Source organism: Bacillus sp. JJ1503 (assembly GCF_036965125.1).
GTDB lineage: Bacteria > Bacillota > Bacilli > Bacillales > Cytobacillaceae > Cytobacillus.
Window position 1 is genome coordinate 1 of sequence record NZ_JBALOZ010000440.1, and the last position, 4,325, is coordinate 4,325.

Consider the following 4,325-nt stretch of genomic DNA (forward strand, 5'->3'; position numbering starts at 1 on the left):
TTGTGAAAGATTGTACTTAAACTATAGGGGCAGGATAGTTGAATAAGGAAAAACTTTCCTTTTGTCGAAGTAGAATCAAATAGCGACACAAAGGAAGGAAAGTAAAATAAGCATGATGAAGAATATTGAACCAGTTATTTCTTTTTCCTAAAAAAGAGAACATAAACAACTATAACCATTGCTAGAAGTGAAATCCACATTGAATCCATACTATCAACTCCAAAATATATTTACACATTAATTACGTTTTATATCAGTGAAAAGTTTCATTATTTTAACAATTGGTAAAGTGGATTTTGTTGCGTAATACGATTTAAATTATGAAGTAGAAACACTTTCATTGTTGAACTAACGCAAAAGGTTAGATGTTCTTCACTATAAGTAGCAGTGGTTACAAGATACTGACATACCATTGATTGAATATAAGAAATCCATTAGAAAATATAAAATACAAATATTATGGGGAGGGTTGCAAATGATTGAGAGAAAGATACATTCATCAAAACGAACGATCTATTACTGGACGAATGAAATAGTTCCTCCACAAGAATTTGCTATTGTTTTTTGTCATGGATTAACAGCAGACCACACCCTTTTCGATAAACAAGTTGAACATCTATCTGCTGAATATAAGTTGATAACTTGGGATGTTCCTTTGCATGGAAAATCAAGACCGTATGAAGATTTCTCTTTCGTAAATGTAAACGAAGAGATGTTAACTATACTCGAACAGGAGAATATAGAAAGAATAGTTTTAGTTGGGCAGTCAGCAGGAGGTTATATTGCTCAGTCCTTTATTCATGAATATGGGGACAAGGTAATAGGGTTTATAGGAATAGGCACAACACCTTATGGTAAAAGTTATTATAAAAAATCAGAACTGTTTTGGATAAAACATTATTCTACAATTGCCAGACTGTACCCATTTGGTTTTTACTGTAAAGCAGTTGCAAAAGCTATTACAGTAACTGATGAAGCAAGGACAAGTATGTACAAATCATTAGTTAGTTTGGGTAAAAAGGACATGTTGAAGGCGGCTAGTGCAGTTTATGGTGAGTTTTTGAAGATAGATAATGAAGTTCAATTTAATTGCCCAGTTTTGATTACTTATGGAGAATATGACAATACAGGTTATGTTAAAAAATACTGTAATAGCTGGGCTGAAAAGACGGGGTATCCATTGAAAATTATTTCAAGTGCCTCTCATAACGCAAACTATGATAACTCTGAGGAGTTTAATGGACTACTTGTTTCTTTTATTCAATCAATTATATAAATGATCATATGTTTCATATTATATGGCACTTCATAAACAGAAAACAAGAAATTGTGAAGGAATGTACTTAAAGTAACGGGGGCTTTAGTTCAATAACGATCTACAACAATCGGGCGCGATTGTTGTAGATCATCGGTAGAAAATGATCAAACTTTTTTATAAAAATTGTATAGTGCTTCATAAAGAATGAACCCGTTTTGAACAATCCTTTTCAAAACAGGTTCATTTAATTTAACGAAAAATGTGGATTTGCGGGGTGTTATTAATCAATTTTTATTTTAAAGCAACATTGATAATAACTCGCCTAAAACAGATTTTATTGGGAAACTGCGAATTTCTATGATTCTCCCTTCAAGGTTGGCCCCCATAATATCACCTCTTTACCATGGGGATTGTTTGTGATCAGTCGAGAAGGGATAAATTTGAAAAAATGGCTCCCTTCATTATTATAGATCCCCGGATTCTGATGCGTTAGTGGTAAAAATGTGGTCAAGTCGCTCCCGTCGGCTTCTTTAAAATGACTTAACGACCATAAGCACAAATATGGAAATCATCAGCAGTTGTGCCGCTGTCTCTATTGGTACGATCTTTTTCATCAACAGTCCGAACTCTGCGGGCATTTCATTACCCTGGTCTTGACTTTCAGATACGATCTTTATGATCTTTTTCATACGCGGCTCAATCAATCCGTCGATCATGACGACCATGAGCAGCGATAAAAGGAAGGATACATTCAGCCACATTTGAGATAACCCTATCTTGGTTATGGTCATAAGCCAAACCCCGGTTATAATAAGTACGGCTCCGCCAATTTTAGGTATTATGGCAAGCTTGGTCGTTATACCAAAAGCAAAGCGCAGCTGACCGATGGTTCTAGCGGATCTTCGAATGATGGGCATCACGAAAGCTGGACCAATTATGGCAATCGAAGCCAATAGATGTAAAACGAGCAGTAATCCAAACAAACCGATTACCTCCCTTCTCCTCAGTGCACCAGAGTATCGCTTTGATAGGCAAGACCAACCCTTTTTCTTTTAAACGATCCTCCGAGCTCTATATGGTCCAGCATACATTTCGCGACATCGTCATAAGCAACATCCAGCTCTTGAAGTCGGCTGAACAAGTGACGGGCTATATCTGCCTCGGAATATTCCTTGATCATCTCCGGAATCGGAACGGGCAAGGTTTCCGTTGTTAAATGCAGATGAACCGGATCTGGATGCTCTATCGAATCTATCATTGTTCCCGGACACATAATGGACCAATCGAGTTGAGTCTGCTGTAGCCGTTCGAAATTCCGGTTGTGATTTTTATACTCAGGCGGGAAGCCGGGTAAATTGTTGCCGATAAGATCGGTATATGGAATACCCAGCAGTCCGGCTCCTCCCATTATCCATACCCGCCCAGAGAAACTAGGTTGGAATTCACATTGGGTTATAATGTTATCGACGATACGAACAAACTCTTCTCCCTGGCCCGCATGGCCGGCTGCAATTATAGCGGCGTCTTGATGCGCGAGAGCCTCACCGACGCTGACCGGGTCCATAATATCGTCCACTATCACCTTCACATGCTGTGCAGAATGCTCACCTAGTTGATCATAAAGCTTCTCAGAATTTCGCACAAATGCGGTAATTTCATGCCCCATTTTTATCCCTTGCGCCAACACTCTTTTTCCTGTATTCCCAGTCGCTCCAAAAACAATAATTTTCATTGTTCTTTCCTCCTCTTAAATGGCTCCTAATATTTGGTTAACTCAAGCTTAGCATCGTGTTAATATTATGTTAAGAACCCACTTAAAAGTAAGGTACTTACTTAAAAGTAAGCATGACAGAATGGGATGACTTAATTGTTCACGCGGAGTTCGGGAGGACAGGAAATTTCTAAAGACAGATTGGCGACAATCTTACACTATCAGGAGTTTTATTAACTCAAACCCGAAAATTAATTCATAACAGGAGTGCCGACTGTAGGTAAACAAAAGCTGCCCGGTATCCCGTGGCAGCTTTTGTTTTGAGTTGATTGAATTAGTGTACAAGTTCATTGAAACAGCTTTAAGACGCTGATTCTTTATATTTTCGCTTATTATGATTTTCTCCCCAAGCACACATGACTTCTGCTACAGGGATCAATGTTTTGCCGTATTCACTAAGGGAATATTCTACTTTTGGAGGGATGGTAGGGTAGATTGTTCTATCGACTATGCCTTCTCGTTCCAAATCTCGGAGATGTTGTGAAAGCATTTTTTGTGAAACATCAGGTATAAGCTTTTCTAGATCGTTGAATCGCTTATTGGATTCAATCAAATGCCATAAAATCATTGGCTTCCATTTGCCACCTAAAACATGAATGAGTGTCTCAACTGGACATTCACGCTGATGAATCATTGATAAATCATCCCCTTACTTTTAAGTAAGTGCATTATCTAAAGTAAACACTTAACAAAATTTTACAAGAGATATACAAACAAATCAATCAAATGAAACTATAAAGGATAAAAAAGGATTGTAGAAGTGGCTTTCAGGAACAAATATAGATCTGTGCTTTTACGATTACCGAAATTAGTTACATGGTAGAAAATAGTTGGATGTCCATCTTTTTTTGTAACCTTAGCCTGAAGCAGACGTGTTATAGGCTACTCGTGTTGTATCGTATAAGTTTGTGAAAAAATGCACTTAAACTAACGGGTAGCTTGAGTTCAAGAAGGGTGCTGCGGTAATCCTTATTCGGCTAACTGGGCAGTATAGTTGAAGTAGAGGATTTATTTTTAGAGGGTGATGACATGCCTTGTATACATGAATTTGGGATACTTTATGATTTCGATAAACAAAAAAATTATATTGAGTATGAACCACACAAATATAACTCTATTTCCGTTGATGATGATATTATCAATAGTCTAAATGAAAATTTATCTATAATGAAAACATACTTTCATTCATTTAATCGACAAGAATTGGGGTTAGCCTATTTCGGAATTACAATTATTCCCCCTGAGTCATTATCATTATTTTATGATGTTGTTATATCTTCAGAGTATTATAAGAAG

Annotated in this window: 5 protein-coding genes; 2 read left to right on the forward strand and 3 right to left on the reverse strand. The window is 37.1% G+C overall.

Annotation, left to right across the window (positions count from 1 at the left end):
* The first annotated feature begins 475 nt into the window (after positions 1–475).
* Positions 476–1,276, forward strand: coding sequence for an alpha/beta fold hydrolase (locus V7149_RS24700; protein ID WP_335348213.1), 801 nt, complete (start codon positions 476–478; stop codon positions 1,274–1,276).
* Between the two features lie 512 nt (positions 1,277–1,788).
* On the opposite strand, the gene V7149_RS24705 is transcribed toward V7149_RS24700, so the two are convergent.
* The 3 genes from V7149_RS24705 to V7149_RS24715 all read right to left on the reverse strand — a co-directional run bounded on the left by V7149_RS24705 (position 1,789) and on the right by V7149_RS24715 (position 3,663).
* The gene (locus V7149_RS24705; protein ID WP_335348217.1) at positions 1,789–2,247 is read right to left on the reverse strand and encodes a DUF2269 family protein; all 459 of its coding nucleotides are present in this window, start codon (positions 2,245–2,247) and stop codon (positions 1,789–1,791) included.
* Between the two features lie 14 nt (positions 2,248–2,261).
* Positions 2,262–2,990 carry an NAD(P)-dependent oxidoreductase gene (locus V7149_RS24710; protein ID WP_335348214.1) on the reverse strand — a complete coding sequence of 243 codons (729 nt, stop codon included), beginning with the start codon at positions 2,988–2,990 and terminating at the stop codon, positions 2,262–2,264.
* Positions 2,991–3,330: 340 nt separating this feature from the next.
* Positions 3,331–3,663 (reverse strand): winged helix-turn-helix transcriptional regulator, encoded by a 333-nt coding sequence (locus tag V7149_RS24715; RefSeq protein WP_335348215.1) that lies wholly within the window; start codon positions 3,661–3,663, stop codon positions 3,331–3,333.
* Positions 3,664–4,058: 395 nt separating this feature from the next.
* Here V7149_RS24715 and V7149_RS24720 point away from each other — a divergent pair.
* Positions 4,059–4,325: short-chain dehydrogenase (locus tag V7149_RS24720; protein ID WP_335348216.1), on the forward strand; the 267-nt coding region annotated here is incomplete at its 3' end.

What these genes read in the sequence shown, in the direction of transcription:
- V7149_RS24700 (WP_335348213.1), top strand. Translation starts at nt 476, where the DNA reads ATGATTGAGAGAAAGATACATTCATCAAAACGAACGATCTATTACTGG.
- V7149_RS24710 (WP_335348214.1), bottom strand. Translation starts at nt 2,990, where the DNA reads ATGAAAATTATTGTTTTTGGAGCGACTGGGAATACAGGAAAAAGAGTG.
- V7149_RS24715 (WP_335348215.1), bottom strand. Translation starts at nt 3,663, where the DNA reads ATGATTCATCAGCGTGAATGTCCAGTTGAGACACTCATTCATGTTTTA.